26 protein-coding genes are annotated in these 23077 nt (G+C 66.1%); 14 read left to right on the top strand and 12 right to left on the bottom strand.

Annotated elements, in window-relative coordinates:
• Nucleotides 1-100: 100 nt before the first annotated feature.
• From mobF to C7401_RS04135, 3 genes are all read right to left on the bottom strand, one after another.
• Nucleotides 101-5194, bottom strand: coding sequence for a MobF family relaxase (mobF, locus tag C7401_RS04145; RefSeq protein ID WP_112170074.1), 5094 nt, complete (start codon nucleotides 5192-5194; stop codon nucleotides 101-103).
• 113 nt (nucleotides 5195-5307) lie between these two features.
• Nucleotides 5308-7905 carry a type IV secretion system DNA-binding domain-containing protein gene (locus tag C7401_RS04140; RefSeq protein ID WP_112170073.1) on the bottom strand — a complete coding sequence of 866 codons (2598 nt, stop codon included), beginning with the start codon at nucleotides 7903-7905 and terminating at the stop codon, nucleotides 5308-5310.
• A 199-nt stretch (nucleotides 7906-8104) separates the two neighbouring features.
• A complete protein-coding gene (locus C7401_RS04135) occupies nucleotides 8105-8446 on the bottom strand; it encodes a YlcI/YnfO family protein (protein ID WP_112170072.1) in 342 nt (113 codons plus the stop codon).
• Between the two features lie 967 nt (nucleotides 8447-9413).
• Here C7401_RS04135 and C7401_RS04130 point away from each other — a divergent pair.
• From C7401_RS04130 to C7401_RS04085, 11 genes are all read left to right on the top strand, one after another.
• A complete protein-coding gene (locus C7401_RS04130) occupies nucleotides 9414-9818 on the top strand; it encodes a hypothetical protein (protein WP_112170071.1) in 405 nt (134 codons plus the stop codon).
• Nucleotides 9815-10111: a hypothetical protein gene (locus C7401_RS04125; RefSeq protein WP_112170070.1), complete on the top strand. Its 297-nt coding sequence runs from the start codon at nucleotides 9815-9817 to the stop codon at nucleotides 10109-10111. The genes C7401_RS04130 and C7401_RS04125 overlap by 4 nt, the downstream gene beginning before the upstream one ends.
• A 59-nt stretch (nucleotides 10112-10170) precedes the next feature.
• Entirely contained in the window at nucleotides 10171-10785 is a 615-nt protein-coding gene (locus C7401_RS04120; protein ID WP_112170069.1) for a DUF6538 domain-containing protein, read from the top strand.
• Nucleotides 10786-10837: 52 nt separating this feature from the next.
• Nucleotides 10838-11656 carry a hypothetical protein gene (locus tag C7401_RS04115; RefSeq protein ID WP_112170068.1) on the top strand — a complete coding sequence of 273 codons (819 nt, stop codon included), beginning with the start codon at nucleotides 10838-10840 and terminating at the stop codon, nucleotides 11654-11656.
• A 98-nt stretch (nucleotides 11657-11754) separates the two neighbouring features.
• Nucleotides 11755-12207 carry a hypothetical protein gene (locus tag C7401_RS04110; protein WP_112170067.1) on the top strand — a complete coding sequence of 151 codons (453 nt, stop codon included), beginning with the start codon at nucleotides 11755-11757 and terminating at the stop codon, nucleotides 12205-12207.
• Between the two features lie 217 nt (nucleotides 12208-12424).
• The gene (locus C7401_RS04105) at nucleotides 12425-12676 is read left to right on the top strand and encodes a hypothetical protein (RefSeq protein WP_112170066.1); all 252 of its coding nucleotides are present in this window, start codon (nucleotides 12425-12427) and stop codon (nucleotides 12674-12676) included.
• Nucleotide 12677: 1 nt separating this feature from the next.
• Nucleotides 12678-13061, top strand: a complete 384-nt coding sequence (locus tag C7401_RS04100; protein ID WP_112170065.1) for a hypothetical protein — start codon at nucleotides 12678-12680, stop codon at nucleotides 13059-13061.
• A 30-nt stretch (nucleotides 13062-13091) separates the two neighbouring features.
• Entirely contained in the window at nucleotides 13092-13349 is a 258-nt protein-coding gene (locus C7401_RS04095) for a hypothetical protein (protein WP_112170064.1), read from the top strand.
• The gene (locus C7401_RS04090; protein WP_112170063.1) at nucleotides 13346-13666 is read left to right on the top strand and encodes a hypothetical protein; all 321 of its coding nucleotides are present in this window, start codon (nucleotides 13346-13348) and stop codon (nucleotides 13664-13666) included. The genes C7401_RS04095 and C7401_RS04090 overlap by 4 nt, the downstream gene beginning before the upstream one ends.
• Nucleotides 13663-13800 (top strand): hypothetical protein, encoded by a 138-nt coding sequence (locus C7401_RS44835; RefSeq protein ID WP_181565487.1) that lies wholly within the window; start codon nucleotides 13663-13665, stop codon nucleotides 13798-13800. Before C7401_RS04090 ends, C7401_RS44835 begins: the two co-directional genes overlap by 4 nt.
• Nucleotides 13797-14489, top strand: coding sequence for a hypothetical protein (locus tag C7401_RS04085; protein ID WP_112170062.1), 693 nt, complete (start codon nucleotides 13797-13799; stop codon nucleotides 14487-14489). Before C7401_RS44835 ends, C7401_RS04085 begins: the two co-directional genes overlap by 4 nt.
• On the opposite strand, the gene C7401_RS04080 is transcribed toward C7401_RS04085, so the two are convergent.
• Nucleotides 14486-14728, bottom strand: a complete 243-nt coding sequence (locus tag C7401_RS04080) for a helix-turn-helix domain-containing protein (protein ID WP_112170061.1) — start codon at nucleotides 14726-14728, stop codon at nucleotides 14486-14488. The genes C7401_RS04085 and C7401_RS04080 overlap by 4 nt on opposite strands.
• 113 nt (nucleotides 14729-14841) lie before the next feature.
• Between C7401_RS04080 and C7401_RS44830 the strand changes: the two genes are divergently transcribed.
• The 3 genes from C7401_RS44830 to C7401_RS04060 all read left to right on the top strand — a co-directional run bounded on the left by C7401_RS44830 (nucleotide 14842) and on the right by C7401_RS04060 (nucleotide 17910).
• Complete coding sequence (locus C7401_RS44830) at nucleotides 14842-16053, top strand: hypothetical protein (RefSeq protein WP_258396853.1); 1212 nt, start codon at nucleotides 14842-14844, stop codon at nucleotides 16051-16053.
• A 78-nt stretch (nucleotides 16054-16131) separates the two neighbouring features.
• Nucleotides 16132-16878 carry a hypothetical protein gene (locus C7401_RS04065; RefSeq protein WP_112170059.1) on the top strand — a complete coding sequence of 249 codons (747 nt, stop codon included), beginning with the start codon at nucleotides 16132-16134 and terminating at the stop codon, nucleotides 16876-16878.
• A gap of 18 nt (nucleotides 16879-16896) precedes the next feature.
• Complete coding sequence (locus C7401_RS04060; RefSeq protein WP_112170058.1) at nucleotides 16897-17910, top strand: tetratricopeptide repeat protein; 1014 nt, start codon at nucleotides 16897-16899, stop codon at nucleotides 17908-17910.
• Nucleotides 17911-18488: 578 nt separating this feature from the next.
• Here C7401_RS04060 and C7401_RS04055 read toward each other — a convergent pair.
• The 8 genes from C7401_RS04055 to C7401_RS44245 are packed head-to-tail and all read right to left on the bottom strand — an operon-like array spanning nucleotide 18489 to nucleotide 23004.
• On the bottom strand, nucleotides 18489-19802 hold the full coding sequence (locus tag C7401_RS04055; RefSeq protein ID WP_112170057.1) for an ankyrin repeat domain-containing protein: 1314 nt from the start codon (nucleotides 19800-19802) through the stop codon (nucleotides 18489-18491).
• 13 nt (nucleotides 19803-19815) lie between these two features.
• Nucleotides 19816-20253 carry a hypothetical protein gene (locus tag C7401_RS04050; protein ID WP_112170056.1) on the bottom strand — a complete coding sequence of 146 codons (438 nt, stop codon included), beginning with the start codon at nucleotides 20251-20253 and terminating at the stop codon, nucleotides 19816-19818.
• A 19-nt stretch (nucleotides 20254-20272) separates the two neighbouring features.
• Nucleotides 20273-20611 (bottom strand): hypothetical protein, encoded by a 339-nt coding sequence (locus C7401_RS04045; protein WP_112170055.1) that lies wholly within the window; start codon nucleotides 20609-20611, stop codon nucleotides 20273-20275.
• Nucleotides 20612-20619: 8 nt separating this feature from the next.
• A complete protein-coding gene (locus tag C7401_RS04040) occupies nucleotides 20620-21033 on the bottom strand; it encodes a hypothetical protein (RefSeq protein WP_112170054.1) in 414 nt (137 codons plus the stop codon).
• A gap of 13 nt (nucleotides 21034-21046) precedes the next feature.
• Nucleotides 21047-21631: a hypothetical protein gene (locus tag C7401_RS04035; protein WP_112170053.1), complete on the bottom strand. Its 585-nt coding sequence runs from the start codon at nucleotides 21629-21631 to the stop codon at nucleotides 21047-21049.
• A gap of 5 nt (nucleotides 21632-21636) precedes the next feature.
• Nucleotides 21637-21930 carry a hypothetical protein gene (locus tag C7401_RS04030; protein ID WP_112170052.1) on the bottom strand — a complete coding sequence of 98 codons (294 nt, stop codon included), beginning with the start codon at nucleotides 21928-21930 and terminating at the stop codon, nucleotides 21637-21639.
• 8 nt (nucleotides 21931-21938) lie between these two features.
• Nucleotides 21939-22199 carry a hypothetical protein gene (locus C7401_RS04025; protein ID WP_112170051.1) on the bottom strand — a complete coding sequence of 87 codons (261 nt, stop codon included), beginning with the start codon at nucleotides 22197-22199 and terminating at the stop codon, nucleotides 21939-21941.
• A gap of 10 nt (nucleotides 22200-22209) precedes the next feature.
• Entirely contained in the window at nucleotides 22210-23004 is a 795-nt protein-coding gene (locus C7401_RS44245) for a hypothetical protein (protein ID WP_146757877.1), read from the bottom strand.
• Nucleotides 23005-23077: the final 73 nt, after the last annotated feature.

Raw genomic sequence — 23077 nt, 5'->3', positions numbered from 1 at the left:
GCTCGGCGCCCGGTTTGATGTGTTTGATACAAACCATCCATCCCGCACCGATGCGGGTGAGTAGGGCATGAGAAACGGGGCCGCAAGGCCCCGTTGTCGTTTACATGCGGATGCCTCGGCCGCGACGCTGCTGCTGGGCCTCGCGTTGCGCGGCGAGTTCGAGGGCTTTCTTTTCCTGCGCCTGCGCCTCGCGCTGCTGCTTCGCCCGGGCCGCGGCCTCGGCCTGCTTGGCCTGCTCGTCGGCCTTGCGCTGCGCGTCGATCGCCTGCTGGCGTGCGCGCTCGTCGGCTTCCCGCTTCTCGATCATGCCCCGGATCGCGTCCCGGCCGGCCGCTGCGCGCTCGGCCGTGGCCGCCTTGTTCGCCACCGCCTGCTCCTTCGCCCGGGCGCCGGCCTCGACGTACTCGGTGAGGCGCTGGGCCGCCTTGGGCGTGGCGAACACCTCGGCCTGCCCCGCCGGTTTCAGGGCGTTTTCGACTCGGGCCGGCGCGTCGCGCTCGCCCACGAGCGCGAACACGTGCGGGCGCGGGTGCTCGGCCGCGTCTTTCTGCGTCGTCGCGTAAGCGTGGCGGAAGCGCTTCAGGTTGTCCTCGTCGAGCAAGACCGCCTGGCCGTTCTGCCGATCGCGCTCGTTCGGGCTCTCGACGGTGGCGGTGGCGCGCAGCACGCCGTCGGCCCCGCGGGCCACGGCGTTCAGGTGCAGCGTGGCCGCCATCGGTTCCTCCAGCCGCACGGGCAACGCGAGCGACAGGGTCTTGTTGCTGCGCAACACCAGGCGGTCGCCCGCGGCCACGGGCATCTCCACGCTCGCGGTGCTGGCGCGCACACGCACCGCGTGGTCCTCGCCGGTGATCTGCCCAGCCTCGCGCTTGGCCGAGCGGATCGCGTCCGTGATGTTCGACACGTCGCGCGGCGTGCTGCCCACGGCCAGGCGGTCTTGCTCGGGCGCCTCGCTGGCGACGAACGCTTGGGCCAACGCTTTCACGGCGTCGTCGGGTTTTTCGGTGATCTGCAAGGTGGTACTCCGGTTGATCGAACGCGTGGCGTCGTCCGCGCGTGCGGTGAGTTCGTAGCGCTGCTCCAGATGGTCGGCGTAGGCGCGGGCGGTGGCCCGGAACGACTGCGCGGTGCCGTGGACGTGCAAGGTGTCGGCTTTCGCGTTCAGGTCGCGCAACGCCTGCGGGTCGATGAGGTTTCGCGCCGGCTGCCCGCCCGGTTCGGACTCCGGTTCTGCGCTGCTCGCCATGATCTGCACGAACGGCGTCGGGCCGTCCTGCGTTTTCGCGTCGCGTGCGGCTTTCCAGGCGGGCACCGCGTGCGCGTGCTCGATCTGGTCGCCGTTGGTGAGCGTGAAGTCTTGCCCGTTCCAGCGCGCCGTGGCCTTCGGGTTGGCCGGGTCGGTGCCGTCGATCGCGGTGATGGTGAGCCGCGCCGACGGGTCGGTGATGCCGTGGTAAAGCGCCGCACCGCGGCTGCCGAACGTCACCACGTCGCCCGCCGCAAGGTTCAGGTCGGCGGTGGTCGTCGGCGTTTCGGCCGCGTCGCGCTGCCGTTGCACCTCGACGGTGTACGCGTCGCGTTGTTGCTGCTCGTGCGCGGCGAAGTCGTGGGGCACGGCTTCCCAACCGTTGCGCATGACAACCTTGGTTTCGCCGGTCTTGCGGTCGGTGATTTCGACCGGCTGCTCGCCGGTGCGCCGCAGTTCGATGGTGTCGCCCGGCTTGACGCCGCCGCGCTCGATGGCCGGCGCGACATCGACGCCGAACACCTGGTGTTCGTGGCCGTCGCGCGTGCGGACGGTGGCGTACGGCGAACGGCTCGTCGGGTCGGCCGGGTCCACCAGGCCGGTGCCGGTTGCGACGAGCACGCCGCGGAAATACCGGTCGCCGTCCTCGTTTTTCGCCACGCGCGCATCGGGCTCGGGCCGGAACGACGGCGGGTTGAAATCCCCGCCACGGGCCACGGTCAAGGTCACGTCGTTGCCGGTGATCACGCCGTTGGCGCGCAGTTCGGCGCGGATCGCTTCGTTGAGCGCGGGCACGTCGCGAGGATTCACCGCGGCGGTGACGGGCGGCTGCTCCGGGTGCTCGCGCACGCGCTCGGCGTGCCGGGCCGCCATCGCGGCCACCACGTCGGCCCGCCGATCGTGCGCCGTAGCCTCGGCGGTGAGCCCCATGCCGGTGAGTTGTTCGCGAGCGGTTTCGGCGAGCGCCTGGCGTTTCTCGGCGGCCTCGGTCGTGGCCTTTTCGTGCTGGGCCTGCTCGTGCGCGTCGCGGTGCTGCGCCGGCAGGTCGTCGGTCGCGTTGCCTTTCACCGTCAAGGTTTCGAGCGCTTCCGGGAAATGCTTGAACTCGTTTGCGGTCCCGTAAAACCTCACCATTTTTTTCTCGCGCGTGAACTGTACGAGGATCGAGTCGTTCGCGTCGATGGTGTTGGTCATGACGAACACATGGTCCTCGCCTTTGCCTTGGCCGCCGTGGTTGGTGATCGCCCACGCCTGGTCGAACGCGTTCAGGTCGGCGGTGCTCCACGACACGCGCCGGCCGTTTTGCTGCCGCCCGTTCTTGTCCACCTTGATGTCGTCGAGCAGGGTGGCGTGGACCGTGTGGTGGCCGTTGCCTTGGTCCACGATGCGGTCGATGATGGCGTTCGTACCGTTGCTCACGCCCAGCGGGGCAAGCCGGAGCGTGCGTTGGGCTTCGGGCAGACGGGCTTGCAGGTCGGCGAGCGTCAACGTCTTGCCGGTCTTGAAGTCGGTGACGACCTCGCCCCGCTTCGCCTTCCCGATGTTGGCCTCCAGGATTTTCAGCGATTTCTTGGCCGCGGCCAGGTCGTCGTGCTTCTCGAGGAACTGGATGCGTTCGCCCACCGCGAAGTTTTTCGGTACCGCATCGCCCAACGCGTCGGCCTTCGGTACGACCATCAGCGTTACGTCGTCGCCGGTGATCAAGCGTTGTTCGCGGGCCTGCGCCCGGATGGCCGCGTTGAGCCCGCGCACGTCCTCGTTGCTCGTCGCAATGACCATGTGGTCCTTGATGAGTTGTGCCTGGCTCTTGGGCTTGTCGTCCTCGATCGCCTTTTGCTCGACCGCGACGATGCTCTGCCCCCAGTCCTTGGCGATCTGCTTCTGGATCGTCTCGCGTTCCCGGCCGGCGTCGCGGTCCGCCTGCGACACCTCGACCTCCACGATGTGGTCGTGCGCTTTCATGCGCTTGAAGGTTTCCAGGCCGTTGTCGGCCGCGTAGAGTTCTGCGACGGTCTTCCGGTGCTCTTCCGATGCCTGGCGCTGTACGTCCGTCATCTCGACCATGCCCACGGCGGCGATCGAGAGGCGGTAGGAGTCGCCCGCGCTCGGCGACTTCAACTGGCGCGGGTCGCCCGTGGCGATGATCTTGCCGCCTGCGGCGGCGACGTAACGCTCGATCCGCACCCGGTCGAGCGTTCCGACCATGCCGGCCTCGTCGATCAGGACCAGTGATTTGGCGTCGAGTTTCACCGCGCCGGTCTCGAGTTTGGCGAGCAACGATGCGAGCGCCCGTGCGTCCATGCCCTCGACCTCGGACGCCAGTTTGCCGCTCGCGTTCCAGCCGCTGGTCGTGCCGACCACCTCGTAGCCCGCCTCGCGGTACGCATCGACGAACGCTTGCGCGGTGAAGGTCTTACCCGTGCCGGCCCAGCCGACGAGGTTCGCGATGCCGCCGGTCTGCATGGTGGCGTACTCGACGTTGCGCCGCTGCTCCTCGGTCAAACGTGCGATACCGGCCTTGCGGCGGGCCACGCCCAGCGCCTTCTCGGCGAGCGCCACGTCGCCGGGCGTCGCAGCCTTCGCCAGGTCGGCCTCGGCCGTGGCGACGGCGGCCAGACCGGCCTTCAACTCCTCGGGCGTCTTACCGGCCTGGAACTCGGCGGTCTTGCGCCGCTCGTAGGCGTCGAGCGCCTTCTGTACCACTTCGGGCGCGAGGTTGTGCGCGGTGTTGGCGCGCAACTGCAAGTCGATGTCGCGCAGGCTGCGCTCCTCGTTGATCATCCACTGGCTGGTGTACATCACCTGGCCGCGGGTGTTCGCCGGCTTCTGCACGAAGCCGTTGCGCTGCATGAACCCGTCCACCATGCCGTCGAGTTTACGCAGGTCGCCCGCGAACGCCGGGCCGGCCTCGGCCGCGATCAGCCCTACGATGTCGCGCCGGCTCACGTTCGCCTCGGTCTTGTGCAGTTTCATCAGCAAGGCGTGGTCCTCGCGGATCGTCAAGGCTTGCTGCGGGCGTTGCTTCAACTGGTCGTTCGTGGGCAGCAGGCCGCCCTCGTGCAGGGGCGCGAGCGATTGGCGCCACATGGTTTCGAGTTCAGCGAACGTGGGCTCGTCCTTGTCCTTGCGCGTGGCGAGCGCAGCCTGCTGGTTCGACACGCCGGCTTTTTTGGCGTACTCCAGCAGTTCGGTGCGACGGCTGGACTCGGCTTCTTCGGCCTCCCGGGTGATCCCGTCGATCTTGTAGTACACGTTGCCGGTCTCGCGGCCGTTTTGCTTGTGGACCTCGATCTCTTGCCGTACCGCGAACCCGCGCTGCTGCAGTTCGTGCGCCAGCGTGCCCTTGTACACCTGGTCCATGACGTAGCGGTGCTGCGCCAGATCTCGGGTGTTCATGGCGCGGGTCTTGCCGTCCTCACCACGTACGACGTTGAACACCAGCATGTGCTCGTGAACTTGCGGGTCGAGGTTGCGACTCGTGAAGTGCGTGAATCCGGCGGCGAAAAGTTCGGTGCACTTCTGCCGCTCCAGACCGCCCGCGCCGACGCGAACCTCCAGGTTCTCCTTCAAGTATTCCAGGCCCTTATCGACCGCCGCCCGGTGCGCCGCGAGCAGGTCGGCGCGCTCGGCGTCGCCGGCCTGCGCCCACGCGAGCGAAAACGTCTTGTCCGGGCTGAACGTGAGTTCGTAGCCGATCACGTGGTCCTTGCCCGCATTCGCCACCAGCGGCGTGCCGTCCGGCGCGCGGCCGGCCGCGAGTTTGTCCAGCACCGTAAAATCGACCTTGCCCGACAAGCCCAGCGACGCCGGGCCGTCGCCGGCCCAGCGCGTCGGGCTCTCCATCGCCCCGTCCGCGTTGCGGTAATACTCGGTCTGCTTCAGGTACTTCATGATGTTCTGGCCTTTCGGGCCGACACCGGCTTTGTTCAGGGGCGTGAAACCGATCATGGTGCGTTCCGTCGAGGGTGGGCGGCGTTGGTGCCAACTGTCAAACCAGTGTCTCGTACTCCCAGGCACTGTCAAGCCAGCGGGGCGTACCTATATAGGTACGCCCGTGGCGATCACTGGAACAACGGGACGGTGCGTTTCGGCTTGACCGGCTTGCCGTCCGGCCCGGTGGTCGGCGTCGGCGTTTTCGAGTCGTGGTAGAGGTCCACGATCTTCGCGACGGCGAGCACAGCGGAAGCCCCCGGAACATCGAGCGCGTCCGCGATGTGATCGGCCGCCTCTTCCTCCCCGATTTCTTTGATCAGGTCGTCCAGCACGTCCTCGTCGACCTCCTCGGTCTTGCCGTGAGCGGCCTTGGGCTCGCGAACCTTGGGCTGTTGATGGTGCTTGTGTGGGTTGGCCGGTTCGTGTGGGTCGGCCACGTCGATCATGGCGATCACCTTTTTGGGCTGCTGCGGCAACTCGTCGTCCATCGGGTCGGTCACGTCAAACTCCGGCTCCGACTCGTCGCCGCGCTGCTCCGCGTGAGCGTCCGCGGCCGGTGCCGGGGTTGTTTCCAGGTTTTCCGCGTTCGTGACCGCGACGCCCGGTTCAACGACCGGAGCCTTCGCCGGAACGGCTTCGGCCGATGCACCACCGGCGGTCGCGTCCGTTTGCGCCGCCGGCTGCTTCGTCGCAAGCGGAGCGGTCCATGCTGCGGGCACGAAGCCGTCGCGGTTCGCGTACTTCTTCATCGCGCTGGTGTTGAGCGTTGGCCAATCCAGCCTATAGACATGGGGGCCTACGCCGAGCAGCAGCGCGCGGATGGCCGAACCGTTCGGCCACTTCTGCCAACGCTGGCGCACCGCCGCATCCTGCCGCCCGATGAGCGTCGGCGCGGTCAACTGGATCGGGGCCACCACGAGACGGGGTTCCACATGGGCTGCGGTGCTCTTGGTCGGTGCGCCGCCCGGCGCGCTCGACTCCGTCACGGTCGTGATGGTGATGTGGTTCTTGCCCAACCCTTCAGACGTTTTGATCACGCCGTCCGTGCCGCCGCGCATCTTGGTGAAGATGCGCATGGACGGCATGGCAAGCAACGTCTTGGCCCCGTTTTGACCGTAGGTTTCCTCGAGTTGGTTCTCGTCCTGGAACAACAAGATGGGTACCGCACCACGGTCGCGGGCGACCGCGCAGAGTTCCTTGAAGTCGGCGGCCGGCAACGTCGGGAACTCGTCCACGACGAGAAAGAGGTGCCGGCCGTGCTCGTTGCTGTCGAGGTCGTGGACGATCGTGCGGATCAACGTGTCGAACAACACGGTGATCCAGGCTCGCAGGTTGGAGTCCTTGGTACCGTGGACGAAAATCTGGCGAGGCCCGGTGTAATCGTCGCTCACCCATTCCTTGACGCTGAACTTGACCGCCTTCTTGTCGGGCCGGCCCCATGCGCGGGCCAGCGAGAAGATCACCATCGACGCGACGTTCAACGACGCCATGATGTTGTTCACGGTCGTGTTGTCGTCGCCGCCCTGCAGGTTCTGTTTCGCGCTGGCGAACGCCATGTCGTACGCCTGGCGCGCGGCCGGGTCGTGTTTGTCCAGCAAGGCGAGCATGTCGGCCACCGGCAGGCTCAACACGCTGGCGTGCTCAAAAAAGCCCCAGTCGAGGCCGTGGTCGTTGAGCAGCGACTTGGTGCAGCCGATGAAGAGTTGTTTGGCCGCGCGGTCGAAGAACGGATTCTTCTCGTTCTCCCTGATCAGAGCGCCGGCCATCGCGGCGATGGCGACGTCGTCCGCCATGTCGGCGGCGATGTCCCACACCATCGACCGGCTGTCCTCGGGGCTGAGGATGGCCGGGCGGCGGTACAGGCGCGTGAACTCCTTCTTGATGTCGTAGATCAGCGCCTTGTGCCCGCCTTCGGGCGCGAGGTCCGCATACGGGCCTTCGCCAATGATCTGCGACAAGAACGTGTTGAGCACCTGCGTTTTACCGGCGCCTGGTGCACCGCTCACGAGCATCCCGGCGGCGAAGAGGTCTTTCGACACCATCGGCAGGTCCGGGTGGATCTTCATGAACATGGGCGTGTTGCGAACCCGCTGGTAGGCACGCCACGCGGTCGGCCACCGGCCGGTGAGTACGTGCGGCTTCGCGGCGGCCCAAGCGTTCTTGTGGTCGCGAGGTTCGGCCAGGCGTCGGGCAAGGTCCACGATCGCGGCCTTGCCGGTGACGAACCGCGCGCCCTTGGCGTGCTGCGCACGGGACTGCGGACGGAGCAGGTGCAGGTACGTGATGCGCCCCACGACCACGGCGGCGACGATCGGGGTTGCGAGCCGAAACCCGAGCGCCAACGGGTACGCCTGGAGCATGTCGAGCAGGTTGGCCGTCTGCGTGTCGAACCACGAAGGCCAGAGGTGCGGGTTCGACATGGCGTGCAACGCCGTGTTGATGGCGATGGGGATCAAGTGGAACCAGGCCGCGAAGTACGCCCCGACCATCGCGTTCATTTCCGTGCGGTCCCACATCGTGTTGTGGTCGAACGCAACGCCCGCGTACCACACGAGCAAGGTGGCCGCGAAGTACGTTACGACGCACACGAACAGCGACCACCAGACGGCGGGGCCTTGTCGGATGATGCCGCGCGTTGGGCTTAATCCGGCCGGTTCTTTGGAACCGATCGGCAGGAAATAAGGCTCCTCGTCTTCGAGGCTGGCGTCGTAGTGGTTGGTGCTCATGGTCGCGTACTCCGAGGGCAGAGCGCGGTGGCTCCTGTACCCTGAAGCCCGCGTTGCCCGCGGGTGACACGACCGAACGATAGGGTGGTGCGTGGTGAGGCGCGGTGCTACCGAAAAACAAAACGCCGGGTGGTCCGTTGGTGCGGTGGGCTCGACTCACGGCCCGGCGTTGATTTTTCGTGACTTGGATTTTGGCCGATTAGGCGGCCCGCTTGACCGCCTCCAGCGTCTCGTCGTCGATGTGCCCATCGATCGCGTTGCCGTCCTGATCGACGGTCAAGTGGATCGCCTGGAACGCGTTCGCCAGCGCCTTCAGGTGGTCCTCGAACCGCTTGGTCAAGCGGTCGTCCAGCGCGGCGATTTGCTCGTTCATCGCACGGCGCTGCTCCGCGATCATCGCGGCCGTGTCCACGCCGTTCAGGTACGCCGCGAGCGCGCGGCGCGTTTCTTCGCCCAGGCTGCTGCCGTTGGCTTTGGCGAGGTCGGTGAGGCGTTGATGGTCCGAATGCTTCATCCGGATGGTGGTGGTGGGCATGGCCATGTCGTTCTCCCGGCGGTGGTTGGCACCTATTCAGTACTACCAGGTACCCGGACAAACGCAAGGGGGCGCGGCGTGTTTCCGCGAGCACCGCCGATGGGCCGGGTCCACGCCTACGGTCAAAGCCTTGCTGGGACTGGTTTCGGGGCGTTCTCCTGTATTCGGGGGGCCGAATACGCCAAGAGCGGCGCGCAGCAAGGCGAAAGGGCCGCGCAGCGGCCAGGGGAGAACGCACCGTAGGTGCAATGTGTGTGTTGTGCCCTTACCCCGAGAGAAACGAGGGGAAGCGCAAACCCACCACCACCGTTCCTCAAGAACGACAAGCGATGTTTGTCCCGCCGTTGATGTTGGTGTTTGTCTTGCTGTTGACGCTGGTGTTTGTCTTACCCCGCCGTTGATGTTGGGTCGTTCGTGGTGCTGTTTGTCCCGCCTCACCGCTTCACTGTTTGTCCCGTCGTGCTGTGGTGTTGGTCGTGCGTTGTGGATTGCTGTTTGTCCTGCCCCGTCGTCCTGCTGTTTGTCCTGCTCCCCGCCTCGCTGTTTGTCCGACGTTGAATCCCGCTGTTTGTCCTTCGCATTGCCCCGCTGTTTGTCCACTGCCGAACCCTGCCTTTGCCCCGCTGTTTGTCCGATCTTCAGGTGCGCCGTTGGTCCGTCGATGTCGGGCCTGAAACGCCCGTCGTGTGCCGGACAAACACCTTGGCCGTTGCAAGCAGCAAAACGGGCGAGGCGAGGCGAAACGATGGAACGTCGGGCCTGCTGTACCGAACCGTGCCAGCGGATCGAACGTGGGGCCGGTGCGTGAAGTCGTTCGGCGCCGGAACGCGGCGCCGAAAATACATCGGGCGAGCACTTGTGTTTGTCCAACGCTGGAGATATAGGTAAGTACACCCAGGCGTCGCACGTCCCGCGCGCCTCAACCGTTGAGCCCGTGAAACCACGGGCTCTTTTTTTTTGGAGGAACGACGCGATGGCCCGACCTGCTCACGCGAATCCGAGCGCCGCAACGTTGCGGCGCCGGAACAACCGGGCGAAGTGGCGCGACGCTCGCCGCTTCACCGGTTTCAGTTTTGAAGCCGTCATGTACGACCGCATCAAGGCGTCGTGGATGCAGCACCGCGAACGGAACGCCGCCACGGCGGCCGGACGCTCGACGTTCACCGACTGGGTGGCCGCGTCGATGAACGCGTTCGACGAGCGGCCGGACGATGAACGGACCGCGTTCGTGGTGGCGTACATGGAGTCGGAAGCCGCGCGCCGGGCCGACGTGGCGAACGCCAACGTCCCGGCGCCGGTCGAGCCGGTGGACGACACGCCCGCGCCGTACGACTTCAACGCACTGGCCGACATGACGGCCGACGAGGCCACGCCATGACGAACCCGAGCACCGCCCGCTCGCGCGCCTCGCGCGCTCGCCGCACCGGCACCCGACGCTTGGTAGGTACGTCGCTGGTGCGCGCGGTGTACGAAAGCGTGCAGGCGCTGGTGCCGGCGCACGCCGAATGGGTCGCGCAAAGCGCCGGCCTCACCGGGCCGGAGCAAGCGACGGCCGGTGCCAGGGTGAGCGATCACCTCGGTGCCGCACTGCTGGCCTGGCTTGACCTGCCCGACCGTGAACGCCTGGTTTTCCTAAAGACGTACATGCGGATCGCCCGCGCCCCTGCTTGACCAACCTGTTGTTCAACGTTCGAGCCCGTGCCGCGGGCTTTCTTTTTGGGAGACCTTCGATGATCACCGTCCGCACCAAACGACCCACCTACCTCACCACCACGACCTCCGGTGTTTTCGCGTTCTGCATTGCCATCCCCACCGACTTGCGCGCCCCGGGCACGGCCGTGATCGTTCAACGGTCGCTGCGCACCCGCCGTCGGGCGCAAGCCCGCGCGCTGGCGAAGCGGATCGCGTTCGAATGCCTCGTGCTGTTCGACGCGGCCCGCGAGGCCGAGACGGACGGTGTTGGGTTCAAGACCCGGTTGCCGAACGCCATCCGCTCGATCGTCGACGACGTCTTGCGTTCGTCGGTCCCGGCCGTATCGGTCGTGCCGACCGTCGAACACGAGGTCGCTGCGTTCCGGGCTGAAATCGACGCGATGTGGAGTGCTCCGTTGATCGTGCCGCCCACGCCGGAGCCGGAGCACTCGTGCACGCACGTTCTGCTGTTCAACGACGCCAGCGAACCGGCGTACCGCCGCCGGTTTGCGGCGTTCGAGCACGGGCCGGTTCAGCAACACCGCATCCGTCGATGGACCGTGCTGCGTCATGTGCCGTCGCCGGAACATAGCAGCCTGGCGCGGCGTCTCGGCCGCCCGGTCTGGTTCGGTGACTATTTCGACTCGCTGTGATCCCTATGCCCCGGCATCGCCGGGGCGCTCACCGACCAAGGGGGCCTTTGCCATGACGTTCAACCTCTCTCTGTTTTTCGACACGTGGATCGTCCCGCTGTGGGACGTGGTGTCGTTCGTCGGTATGGTGGTCGTCGGCGTCGTGGCGGCTTGTCGCATCGCGCCGTTGATCAAGCATGGTCTTGTACTCGTCGTTCGCCGTGTGCGTTGCGAAAAGCCCTACTGGGCGCCGGGCGAGTTCGACCGGTACTGGGCCAAAGTAACGATTCACGAAATGGCCTGGTCGCTTGCATCGGCCAGGCACAAGGCCGACCAGCGCGCGTCGGTCGTCCGTGCAACGATGGCGTCGCCGACGTTCCGCGCCCCGGCTCAACCGGCCCCGCACGTTGTGCCGGAGCCGGTGCGCCGGATGGGCGATGCGGTGTACGACCTGAATCCCATCGGCGAGCCGGTCGTGTGCCCGCTCGATCGGGAGTACCGCCGCGTCGCGGCGGTACACGGGTTCGACGAATGGCGTGCGGCGGTGCAGGTTGCGCCCAGCAGTACCTACCAGACCGCCCGCGACACGGTGTACGCCAGTTACGCAAGGTTTGTGCATGGGATGGATCAAATCACGCCGGCCGAGTTCTGGAAGCGGATGCGCGCGGCGTACGGTCCGTTCGAGGACACGGTGTACGACACGCAGCGCGGAACCCGGCCCGGTTCGCGCCCGCTGCCGCGGTGGCGCAACCCGGATCGCACCGTGCCGCTCGTCATCGCCGACGAGTTGCCGACGTACGACACCACCGGCCAGCAGTTGCGCGCAGCGATCGCCAGCGTCCAAGCCGCCGAACCGGCCGCGCCCGTGGCCCACGTGCGCAAGCGGCTGTAGCGCTGGTTTGTCCTCCGTTCCGATCGGTGCCCGCCTCACGGCGGGTCGGAACGGTACAGGAGGCCGTCGGTCTCCATCACCCCGGAGAACACACCGTCATGGCCATCCCGCTCACGTTCAAGAAGCCCGCCAAACCGGCGGCCGCCGCGCCGGTCGCTGAACCGGCGGACAAACCGGACGAACGCGTTGCGCTCGCGCGTCGTCTCAACGCCGAACTCAAAGCGTTCAACGCCGCGTTCGGTTCGTCGCTGTCGAACTACATCGCAGCGAGCGATCAGCGCGCCGCGCAGGCGATGCACGAGCGGTCGCCTGAACCGGCCATGTCGCCGGTCGAGGTCGAAGCGTTCGAGGTCGAGTTAGGACGACCGGGCCAAACCAGCCGACCGGATTTCGCCAACCTTGCATCGTCGCTCGACCAGCACCTGCAGGCCGCCTTTCTGGCGGGCGACGAAACGCTCACCGGCCCGGAACGGAAAGCGCTCGCACTGCTCGCGTACCGGATCAACTTGGTGTTCAGCATGGACGGCGCCAGCGGGTCGGCCGGTGCGTGAGCGCCGGTGGGCTTCGCGAAGCGCGCTTGAAAAACATGGGGACGCGAAAGCGTCCCTTTGCTTTCCGCCGCCGGCCTTCGTCGCCGGGCGCGTGGTCATGCCTGGGACCGCCAACTATTTCTTCCGTACGCCCTCGCCATCGCTTGCTTTAGTTTGGGCTCGAGGTAGCCTGGGTCGAGTGCGTTGATGCCAACGCTCAACCTTCCCCGGAGTTCCCATGCCCACGACGTCCGACAACCCCAACACGCAGCGATGGCACGCCTGGTTGAATCGCCACGCGGCGGACCGCACGCGCATTGGTCCGATGACGATGTTGCGCAGCATCGTCGCGAGCGTCGATCGCGAGCGCGCGCACGCGGGCGTTACGCGCACCGCTTACGTCGCTGCAGCCCTCCTCGCAATGGAAAGCCTCACCCCCGGCGAACGCCAGCGGTTTCTTCAACGTTACGCCGAACTGGTCGGGGCATGACATGGCGCTGCGTGTCCGGTTCAGCGTTCGGCCGTGGGAGCGTCGCAAGGAGCGCGCCAAACGGCTGCGGGCCCAAGCCCGCGCTGCGCTGCGTCGGAACGCGATCGCGTTCCGTTGCAGCGTTTCCGCGTCCGCCGCGTCGCTGGTCGTGACCATCGGTGGCGTCGCTACGCTCGCCGTCACGGATCAAGCCTCCACCGCACTGTTGACCTTCGCCGTCGTCGAGTCCTGCCTCGCGGTCGTGTCGATCGTGGCGGCGGTGTACCTGAATCAGCAGTCGCACGAGCGCGCTGCAGACCTCCGGTCCGCCGAGGTGTACCTGGCCGAGATGCGGCGGACGCTCAAAGAGATGGAACGCAAGAGCCTGTACGAAACCGCCGATTAGCCCTCAACCCCTTCCTCGGGAGATTGCATCATGCAAGACATCAACCCTGTTCCGCTGCCGTTCGCGCCCATCGCCGTGGGCTTCATCCTGCTCGGCCTTTTCGCTGGTTTGTCGATGGTCGCTCCGCTCGCCGCCTGGACGAGCAACCCGCGCGTCATGGCCGCTGTTAGCACCGGCCTGTTCGTGCTCGCGATGATCTTGCTGGTGAAGCCGTGCTGGCCGCTTCTGCACAAGCCCACGCCCCCGCAAGCCAAAACCCGAAACGAAACCGAAGGGAGCACGTCATGATCCGCAACCCGCATAACCTGGCTCGCGATCGTGGCGTGGACCCTCGTGGCGTCGCGCTCGCGGTGGCACTGTCGATCGCCGTGGTCCTGCTGGCCGTCGATGTCGTGGTGCTGGCTTGGGGCGGATTGTTGCCCGGCCTGTACGTACTGGCGGTGTTTCCGCTCGTGCTGGGCGCCGCGTCGCTGCTGTCGAGCGACCTGCGGCAAACGAACGAGGAACGGTTGGACCGCTGGCTAGGCCTGTCGTTTCGCGGCGAGCATCGCGTGGCGTGCGCGAAAGCGTACGACGACCTGTGGACGGACGAGGTGGACGCATGAACGACCGCAAATCGAAGCCGAAGAAAGCGAGCCGATCGAAGCATACCAGGCGCCAGACGAACCGCGGGCAACGCTACGCCCGGCAAGAACGGCTGCGGGACGTGCAAACGGGCGAGATCGAGGTGTTGTCATGAGCGACACGAAAGCACGGGCCTCGGCCCAAGCCCTGCGGTTCGCCGCGACGCTGAAGGCGATCGAGGCCAGCGTGCGCCTCGGCTTCATCGACGCGTCCGACGACGGGTCGGCGAGCACGTACACCGCCGACCTCACGATGCTCGTAACGGTCGCGGGCGCCGACCATGCGGTGCGCTACCACCGGAGCGCTGAAGGCGCGCTGTCGATCGGCCTGGCCGACGCGTGCGGACTGCTGCCGCTGTACCGGGCGCTCGCGGCCCTGCACGACGAGCCGGAACCGACGGACGCTTTCCTGCGCAACTGGTACTACGGCCACGTCGAACCGGACGCGATGCCGTCGCCCGCGCACACGTTCGCCGACACGCTGCGCGGCCTGCTCACCACCACGGCCGACGCCGAAATGGTCGCGTTCGATGCGGAGCGCGAGGCGTCGGCGCACCACGTGGTCATGCTGCACGTGAGCGCCGCCCGCTTCGCCGAGTTCGACGCGATGGCCGCGGACCACGGCCTGGGCCGTGAGGGCGCGTTGCGCCGATTGATCGACGCCGCGCTGCGCAACCCGTCGTTGCTCGACGAGCGCGAGACCGATGCGGGACCAGTGGCGCTGGACGGTGTGGATGAGGAGCCGGCACCGCCGGCTGAATCGCCGGTTGACCGGCAGGAGGGAAACGGTACGGCGACGGGTTAAACGCCCGTTTCCAACAGGCCCGCCATCGCGGCGGACGGTTCGACGCCGCAGGCGCGGCACCAGTCGACGTAAAACAGCAGGTCCACGTACCGCTCTCCCCGTTCAAGTTTTGACACGTACGGCTGCTCGACGTGCAGCAACGTCGCGAGGTCAACCTGGGTCAAGCCGGCGGCCTTGCGCAGGGCGCGCAAGTGCTGTTGCACAACGGCATACCGGGCGTGGTGAACGGAAGGAAGCATGTGCGTATGCTCCCTGCAAACCTGCAATAGTCCACTATGGACTATTTTTGGTAACATCCGCCGACAACAACGGTCGTTGGCGGAAAACGCAACACACTACGGGGGTTCCCATCATGCGCAACACGGTTCTAAAAACGCTGGCCGCCGCTGCGGCCGTTTCCTTGGCCCTGGCCGCCTGCGGCGGTGGTGGTGGCGGGGGCGGTGGTTCGTCCGGTTCGGGTTCTGGCACGGGGACGGGCACCGGCACCACGACGACGAGCAACGGCGCGACGTTGCTGGCGCAGTACACCGTCCCGGCCGACATCGCTGCGGCGGTGGTCACGAACTACTCCGGCCCGGCGTTCAACGTGGGTAATAGCGGGATGCAGTCCAACTGCGCGAACGCTGCGCTCGTGAGCACCACGGTCGTCGATGCGCCGGATGTTGTTGTGTTCACCACCACGGCAAGCGTCAAGTCGCAGGAAGTCGCTGCCGATCTGTTTGAGCAAGCGGTGCCGCAAATCCGTGCGGCGCTGGGCCTGTCGACGACGGGCACCGGTTTCGACGGAACGAATAAGATCAGCCTGTGCATCGACCCGAACCTCGGCACGGCCGACGGCGAAACGGGCGGCGGCACGAGCATCACCGGCCAGACGGCGCAGGGGCCGGGAGCGGTGATCGTGCAGATCATGTCGCCGGACTCGCCAAACTTTGACGCGCGTTACCCGGGTGCCACGTCGTACACCGACGGCACAGTGGGCCTGCGTTATTTCGACCTCTTCCGTCACGAAGGAACGCACGCCGCGCTCTACTCGCTCGCCGAGCCGTTCGGCGGGATGGAGGCGTGGTTCCAGGAGGGCATGGCGACCACGGTGGCGCAACTGCCGATGGGCAGCAAGGCCAGCATCTTGGCTGCGGTGCAAGCGACCGATCTGCTCCCAGCGAACGGCACGGCGGCCGGCGACATGGGCACGTCGTACCCAGCGTACGAAGCCACGATCAGCCTATTGACCAGCAGCGCGCCGGGCGGCCTCGGCTTTGGACTCACGAACATCCCGGCCTTCGTCGCGACGTACAAAGCGAAAGCGGCAGCGCTCTGCGAGCAAGCGATCCCGGCTGGGCTGACGCCGAACGCCAACGAAACGGCGGGGATGGCGGCGGGGCAATACAACGTCTGCGCACCGGGGGCACCGGGCATGGTTGCGGCGCCGCTGGAAACGGCATTCGACCAGGCGTTCAGCGCGACGTTCACGAGCAACGGGGCACCGCTGCTGCTGCACACGGCGGACGGGGCCGATAGCCTCGAAGCCACGTTGTATCAACGGCTCTCGGCTTTCCTCCCCTGAATCGCATCGCCTGATTTTTCGACGGCTCCGCAAGGGGCCGTTTTTCAGTTTCAGCACTCAACAAAAAGCGGGGAAACGATGAAACGACGTGCAACGCCCGTCGCCGTGGCGACGATTTTGGCGGGCCTCCTGGCCGGCTGCGCGAACGGTGGCCCGGATATCAACGGATTTGTACAAAAGGCGAACAACGCGGTCGAAAGCGCGGTCAGCAGCGTGACCGGCGGATCGAGCGGTAGTAGTGGTGTGGCCGCCGCAGTCGGCCAGGTCTACACGCCGATCAGCGGCGGCAACACGTTGTCCGGCCTGTTTGCCGGGCAGAACCAGCAGAAGGCGAACTACGGCCAAATCGCTTACCCGCGCGTCGCGCTGGAATACCTGGCGTTCGGGGCCAACGAGCCGTGCTGGAAGGTGCGTGCCACGATCTGGAGAGGCCCCAAGCAATCGCACGATGAGGTGTTCCAGGTCTGCGATGCGCCTATCGTTGTGCGCGATGCGGTGGGTCAATCAGGCCAACTCAACCCGCAGGGCATCATCGACAAGATCGACGGGACCCGCGCACCGATGAACGTGTCGAACACGGGCGATCAGCGCACGCGCGGCCCGCTGCCGCCGCTGCGTCCGATGAGCGTGCAACTGGCAAACACCGGCCCGATGTTCCAGGCCAACCCGCTGCAAGTGAGGCTCGACGCGATCAACGCCCGTATTGCCTACATCGCCGGTTACGTCCCGCTGGGCGACACCAGCACGATGAGCGTGGTGAGCAGCGCGTTCTACGACTACCGGATGTGGATCTGGAAGTTCGATCCGGCTGGCAACCAAAGTTAATAGCGGGGAGAGATCGGGATGAGCAGCATTCAAGAAAAGATCGACCAGGCGATCAAGAATCAAGACATCTATTTCATCGGGGACGCGCTGCCACCCGATTTTTACGCTGGGTTCAAGCAGTGGTTGCCGCTTGCGGAAAGCGGCGACACGAAGGCGATGTTCAACGTCGCGTACTGCTACGTGTACGGCGAGGGTGTGGACCGCAACAACAAGGCAGGCTGGGACTGGTATCGCAAGGCGGCGGAGCGGGACGATCCGCGGGCGCTCCTAGCGCTGTACAACGGTTACAAAGGGTCGAACGCCGACCAGGCGGAGGGCTACTTGCAGCGCGCGCTGGCGACCGGCGACGGCCGGGCGGCTCGGATCGTGAGCGATCGGGAAAAGGCTCTGGCAGAGGCAGCGCGCAAGGCGCAGGCGGAAACCGACCGGCAAGAGCAAGCCAAGCGCGCGGCGCCGGTGGTGGCAGAGTTGAAGGCGCTGCTGGAACGCGGGGACAACGAGAGCGCACGGCGGCGTGCAGAGCAAGCGGTGGCAGACGGCATGACCTGGGCGGGCTCGGTCGTCGCGGCGACATCGTTGCAGATCAATGTGAATCGCACGTCGCGCAAGCACTATACGACCATCAAGGGCGCGAGCATGACCACGAAAGTGGTTGAAGGCGTCTACCAGACCTCGCCGGTCCTCACCGGGCACCGCGAGTACACGTTCGACGGCACGGTGACCAACCCGACGGCGTACGCCGTGTACGTTGATTTCGGCGAGACGACGGGTAGCCGGTTCGTTCCAGCCGGCGGATCGACGCAAATCGGAAAGTCCGGGACGGTGACATCGAAGTGGCCTGTGGACGGCACGCTTGACTTGAATGACCCGAAAAAAACGCGGGTCAAGATGGTGCTCAAACGCCAGAAAGCGGCGCGATCCAGCGGTGGCTGGTCGGCATGGAAAATCGTCGGAGGGCTCGTGATGCTGTACGTGCTCGTGAAGGCTTACCACCTCTGGCAAGCCTGGGAGATTTATCAGCGCTACCATTGAGCGCCTACGCACGCCAGGCTTGTCCACGGCCCTTGCGTGTGTGCAACGGGATCAGCAGGCCAGTGCCCTGCCAGAATCCCGTTGTGCACACGTCGCGCCCAGCCGCGAGGCGGTGGTCAAGCCGTTGAGCACCACAACAAAAAAAGGCCCTGTTTTCAGGGCCTTTTTGCATGGTGGGCCGTCGTGTCACTTCGTCCGAGCGCCCACGTCGACCCGCACGGTCCGGGCCTCCCTCTTCGCCGCGCGCTCCGCGGCCAAGGCCTCCACGTCCGCCCGCTTCACCCACCGACGCCCCGCTTCGTCGTGTTCGACGGGCAACCGGCCGGGCGGTGCTACGCGTCGAGGAAAAGGCGGTCCCGTGAGCGCGTCACGGGTGAACGAGGTGTGTGCGGGTCGGCCTGCTGTGTCGCCAGCGATGGGCGTCAGCGTCGGCGGGGCCTCCGGCCCCAGGTTTTGCGCATGCGCTCACGCGAAAACGATGGTGCGCTTGCGCGCCCCGGCTGCTGCCTTCGGCCCAAGTCGCATCGGCGACCGTGCAGCAAAAAGGCCCTGAAACAGGGCCTTTTTTCGTTGAACGGTTACGCCGGGCGCACGCTGCGGAACTGGGTCAGCATGGCCTCCGTGTCGTCCGCAACCTTGGCGCGTTGGCCCGCTTCGCACGCTTCGGCCAGCATCACGCGGGCGTCGTTTTCGGCCTGGTGCCGCGCTGCCACGCCCTTCATGTACGCCTCGTAAAGCACCGGCCGTTTCACGATGAACGGCCAAGCGGTCGGCCCTTCGTTCTCGTCGTCGCGGTCGTAGTACCGGTTTTTGATATGGGCGTTCGCGCCCCACCGTGCCAGGAGTTCGATCACCTCGGGCCACTCGCAAGCGTCCCCATCGCCGCGCTCGGTCTCGTCGGCGAAAATCTCAACCTGCGTCATGACGGCCTGGAGGATGGTGCGCCCGAACGGCTGCGCGTTCGGGTCCGCGCCCAGCGTGAGCAGCCATACAACGTGCTCCAGGCGACCGCGCAACACGGCTTTGCGCAACGGCTGGCCGCTGTCGTCGTGGCCGTTCGGGTCCGCGCCTTCGTCTAGCAACTTGTGAAACGCGCCGGCCCAGTGCGCGTTGATCGAGCGGCAAAGTTCGCGCTCGAGGCGCCGACCTTCAGCGTTGTCGTGCCGCTTCAAAAGCGGGGCCGGCCGCGATTGTTTGACGGGCTTCATGTCGGCCCAGCGCTGCACCCACGCCTGCACCGCGGGCACGGCAGGCACGTTGTCCGACTCCACGTCGCCGTCGTGCGGCTCGTCCGATCCGCCCAGCGCGTCGAAGAGGTCGCCGAACTCGGGGCCGATCTCGCGCCGCTGCTCGTAAGCCGCGATCGCTTCGTGATCGTCGGCGTCGATGTACACCGGTGCAGGGCCGACGTTCCACGTCATTTCTTCGCGAAGTGCGTCAACCCTCTCCTCTTCGATCCGCCCGAGGTGACGCCGCATGTACGCGCCCTGCTCGTCTTCCCGTTTCTGTTGCACGTCGCTGCGCCAGCCCATCGCGTCCTCGATCACGCTTTCCATGCGCGTGCGATGCCGGTCCCAGCGGATGTTGATCAGCCCGGCGATCATGAACATGGCAACGCTCGTCATCATCGCGGCCGGCACGATGAGCCAGAGCGAGCGTACCGACGCCATGACCTCGCAAACACCGACGAAAAAGCCGACCTCGGCCAGCGCGCCGATCAGCAGCCACGTCGCCGCGCGGCGGCCGTGGCGCATGGCCCGGTCGGTGAAGCGGTCAAGGGCGATGTCCGAGTCGATCGCGTGGTCCTCGTCGTCCTCGTCAACGTCTGCGTGGTTCAGGTCATCGTCCTCGGGTTCGTCGTGCAGGTCGTCGTAATCGTTCAGCGTGCTCATGGCGGTCTCCGGTTTAGTTGGTCGGCGTGCCAACGCATTGAGCGGCGGCCTGGCCGGAGTACGTGGCCCCATCGACCTGTGCGAGCAGTTCGTAGCCGCAGTTGGCGTGCACGCGCCATTGCCGCACCACCGTACCCGAAACGGAACACCGGGCGCTGTCGTAGACCACGCCGGTCGAGCAGTAGCCCATCGCGGACCAGTTCGCCGTGGTGTCGCTGTAGCCCATCCCGCACGAGTCGGTGATCCGCATCCACCAGCCGTAACCGGTCGATGCACTCGCCGCAATGCCTCCGTCGTAGGTTTGGCGGTGCAAAAAGCGGGCGGTACAGCCGTTGTTGCTCGCGTCTTGATAGTACGACTGCATCGACACTTGCGCCTGCGCGGCGGGCGCGGTGATGAACGGGGCACTGGCGTACAGCGCGGCGGTGATGAGGGCGGTGAGGCGTTTCATGGAGGTCTCCGGTGGAGGTTTAGATGTGTTGCGCCAGGCCCTCGACCGCAGCAGCGGCTGGAACCAGGGCGGGGGTGTTGAGGAACATGCCAGCGACGCGGGCTCGGATCGCCACGTCGAGCAGGCGCTGGCGCACCGCGGACCGCTGTGCCGTTTCGAGCGACGTGCGAGCGTTCGTCACGAGGTCGAGCAACCAGCCACGGATTTCGGGGCTGGCGTTGACGTGCACACCCGCGGCTTGCACCGCGTCGAGCGCACGACGTGCGGCCATGGCTTGGTCGATGGTCAAGGGATCGGCGTGCGCTGCGCTGCACGCGAGCAGGACGGCGACGGTGATGAGGGTCTTGGCGATGCGCATGGGGGGCCTCACTTCAAACGCGACATCAGACCGTTGGCGCACGACAGCGCTGCGGACAACCAGATGTCGCGCCCGAGTGTCGCCGTGGCCGCTGCTGCTGCGCGGACTTGATACGTGCTCGCGAGCGCAACCAGGCCAGCGTGGTCGAGTTGCTGCACGCTGACCCAATACGTCGACATGTTCGCGGGCAGGGTCGGACTGTGCGCGAGCAGCGCGTCGACCGATGCGATGCTCACGGCCACGTCCTGACGCGACGCGTCCAGCGCCGACGTGCTCGCGATCGCGGCCTCGGCTTGTTGCAAGAGCAACGAGAGTGCGATGACCTCGGCCGTTTCGGTTTTTTTCGCCGTGTCGCTTTCGGCGTGGGCCAGGCCGCACGCGAGCAGGAGGGTGATGGCGAGGAGGGAGCGGATGGGTCGCATGGCGGTCTCTCGGTCAAGCCTGCGCGAACAGGCGTTTAGAAGCGGCCCGGTTCCCGGCCGCAGCGGAGCGGATGAAGTTCGTGCGGGCGCATTGCAGCAAGCGGTCCACCTCGGCCACGTTCCGGCTGCGGTCCGCGGCCTCTTCGGCGGCCAGTGCAGCGAGGAAAAACGCCTGCGCAGGGTTGTCGTCGAGCCCTTCGAACATGGTGATTGCGGCGAGCGGGTCGTTTTGCAAAGCCCCCATCGCCGTCCAAAGCCGGGGCTCGTAAGCGGTCGAGCGTGCGCGGCTCCAGTCGTCCGCGCCCTCGTGGTCGGGTTCGACGTACGCCCCATCGTTCGTCCAGAACACCGCGATGCGGTACGCCAGCGCGAGGCGAGCAAGCGTGTGGGCGTCGGCGCGCGACGCGTCCGCGGCGAGGTCGCTGAAGATGTGGTCGAGCAGGAGGGCCGAACCGCCGTGACCCATGTTTGCGGCCTTTGCGAGCAACGGGACGGCCACGGCATGGTCGCGCGGCGGGGTGCTGGAGCCACCGAACCACGCGGCGAAGCCTTGGCTGAACGGCTCGTACCACGGTTCGTTTTGATAGGCGTTCGTCATGGCGCTCACTCCGTCGCGAGGCCGCGAACGATGAACGGCCACGAGTGCTCAAGAATCGACGCCGTGTCGTCGAGCGTCGGTTTCGGAGCCATGCGTGCCCGGTCTTGCGTGGCGTGCAGGTCTTTAGCGTCTTGCACGGCCTTGTCCCAAGCCGCGAGCATGTTGCGCACGATCGGATCGACGGCGCGAGCCTTGCGCTGCGCGCGGATCAGGGCGCGGGTTTGCTTGTTGCGTTCCGAAACGAACGGCGCTTTTCGCTTGCCGGTCTTCGTCTTGATTTTGCGCGGTTGACTTTGCATGACAGGCCTCACTGCGTGTCGCCGTTGCGAGCGGCCTGGCGCTCGATTTCAGCGGCTGCGCGGTTGAACGACGACGTTTTCGCAAGAAAAAGCCGCACGCCGACGCCCAATGTCACCGCTGCAACGATGAAGTGGCCGGGGGCCTCGTTGGCCGGACCGCGCATCAGCGTGACGATTTGCGACCCGCTGATGGCGAGCATGACGATGAAAAGGCCCAGTCGCACGTGGCGAACGAGTTGAGCGATCGAGAGAAGCGACGAGATGCGCATGGCAGGCCTCTTAACGTTTGCTCGACGAGAGCAGTTGAACGGGTTCGTCGCCGATGCGGGCGTGGTCGAACGAGAACGACGGAAGCCAGGCGCTCGGCGTGCGGAGCAGTTCGAACGGGTTCGAGCGGGTCGTACGACCGCGCATGACGTTGGCTTTGTAGGTCGCGCTGAACCAGACGGCGGCGGTGAAGGCTGCGACTCCAGCGCGGGCGAGCAGGCCGGCAAAACGACCATCGCAAAGTTCGACGGCGGCGCACGCAATGTTGATCGAGAAACCGAGCGCACCGACGTAAGCGGTGAGCGTCTGGACGAGGTAAGCGCGTGCGGCGGTGCGCTCGGTGATGGTGTGGTCGTGCATGATGGACTCCGGCGAGGGTTGAGCGTTGATGCCAACGCCATGACTTACCGTCTCTCTAGCCGTGGCTTCAGTCAAGGCTGCACGGGCGAAAAAGTGCCGTTTTCCCGGGAAAAACCGTGTTTTTTGAGCGTGGGCGGTAGCGGATCGCCCAGCGCGGAACGCGCCCGGTTTGAAGGTGTTGGTGTGGGCGCGAGCGATGGTTGTACGCGCATCCATGAACGACAAAATGGGGCGCTTGCGCGCCCCTTGGTCGATCCGCCTTCGGCCCGTTACCGCGAGAAGTTGAGCCGACCAGCGAGGATCAAAACGCTCGCAACCATGCCCACGGCCGTAACGACGCAAGCGATAGGAACGGTCGCCTGGGGGTACAGGTGAAGTGCGATCATGGCGATGATGCTGAATGCCGTGAGACTCATCGGCATGGCGATCGACCTGAAAGAGGGCCATTGAGCCAAGATGCAAAAACGCTTCCAAACGGAGTACGACATGATGAAAACTCCTACAGAGGACTACCAGGGAA

Origin of the sequence: Paraburkholderia unamae (assembly GCF_003268775.1) — a bacterium.
Taxonomy (GTDB): domain Bacteria; phylum Pseudomonadota; class Gammaproteobacteria; order Burkholderiales; family Burkholderiaceae; genus Paraburkholderia; species Paraburkholderia unamae.
This window is presented reverse-complemented; position numbering and strand designations above follow the sequence as displayed.